Genomic DNA, 1329 nt, shown 5'->3' with positions numbered 1-1329 from the left:
GTGTCCAGCCCCCGCGGGTTGGTCCACCCTGTGTGAGAGTTTTCCCGGTTTGGGACTTCGACCTCGACGCTAGGAACTGGTCCAGTGAGAACGTTGGTAGTCACTCTCACTTGCTCCTAACACCAGTCGCCGTTGGCATTGATTCAAAGTAGGCCACGAATGCGGCCGGTGTCCTCATTCCGTGTGCCCTGTGGGGCCGGATCTGGTTGTACTCATCGAGCCATCCTTCGATCACGACCCGGCACTCGGTCACGGTCCGGAACGTCTCACCGTTGAGGAGCTCGTCGCGCATCGTGCCGTTGAACCGTTCGACGTAGCAGTTCTGCTGAGGGCTCGCTTTGGCGATGAACACCGGCTCGACCTCTTGGGACTTGAGCCAGTCCTGGACGGTCGCAGCGATGAACTCACGCCCGTTGTCCGAGCGGATCGTGTCGGGTTTGCCGTGTTGCTCGAACAGTTTGGCCAGGTGCTTGATCACTGCCGCGGCACCGATCGACCTGGCGACGTGCGAGCCAAGCGCTACCCGTGTGAACTCATCGACCACGTTCAGCACCCTGACCGGTCCACCATCAAGGGTCCGGACCGACACGAAGTCGTACGACCAGACGTGGTTCGGGCGCACAGCCGGCAGCGCCCAGGCCGAGAAGTCATCAGTGCCAATAGCCCTCTGACCATGGGATTTGCGTCGTGGCGGAACGCTGAGTTCCTCTCGCCGCCAGAGCCGCTCGACCCGTTTGACGTTCACGTTCCAGCCGTCACGCACTAACAGCGCGTGGACTCGCCGATACCCGTATCGGGGGTGTCGCTCAGCCAGCTTGTGTATTGCCTTGACGAGGCGCTGCTCGTAGTCGCCGGGCACCGGGGAGTACCGGTTCGACGACCGGTGCTGACCCACCACCTTGCACGCTCGGCGCTCCGAGACCTTGTGTTTGCGTTGCAGGAAAGCCACCGCCGCCCGCCGCCGGGACGGGCTCACCAATTTCCCTTCTGCAGGTCCTTCAACATGCTGATGTCCAACGCTTGCTCGGCCACGATCCGCTTCAACCGGGCATTCTCCTGCTCCAACGCCTTCAAACGTTGGGCCTCGTCCTCCTTCAGCGCCCCGTACTTCAAGCGCCACCGGTAGAACGTCTGATCGCTGACCCCGAGCCGTTTGCAGACCTGCGGGATCGTCAGCCCCTGGCCCTGAAGCTTCTCCGCCTCACGAAGCTTCGCCACGATCTGCTCTGTCGTGTACCTCTTAGCTGCTGGCATCCTCAACCTCCATTAGCACTCTCATTATCTGAAGCACTCACACAGAAGTTGGACCGAAAAACGGGGGGCCGGACA

General features: G+C 61.6%; 2 protein-coding genes. Both read right to left on the bottom strand.

Annotated elements, in window-relative coordinates; all coding sequences use genetic code 11:
* Positions 1 to 106: 106 nt before the first annotated feature.
* Complete coding sequence (locus tag BOSE46_RS21285) at positions 107 to 976, bottom strand: IS3 family transposase (protein ID WP_159543082.1); 870 nt, start codon at positions 974 to 976, stop codon at positions 107 to 109.
* Positions 973 to 1254 (bottom strand): transposase, encoded by a 282-nt coding sequence (locus BOSE46_RS21280; protein WP_159543079.1) that lies wholly within the window; start codon positions 1252 to 1254, stop codon positions 973 to 975. The genes BOSE46_RS21285 and BOSE46_RS21280 overlap by 4 nt, the downstream gene beginning before the upstream one ends.
* Between the last annotated feature and the right edge of the window lie 75 nt (positions 1255 to 1329).

Source organism: Aeromicrobium sp. 9AM (assembly GCF_902506105.1).
Lineage (GTDB): Bacteria > Actinomycetota > Actinomycetes > Propionibacteriales > Nocardioidaceae > Aeromicrobium.
Note: the sequence above shows the minus strand (reverse complement) of the source record. Positions and strands in the feature narration are given on the sequence as shown.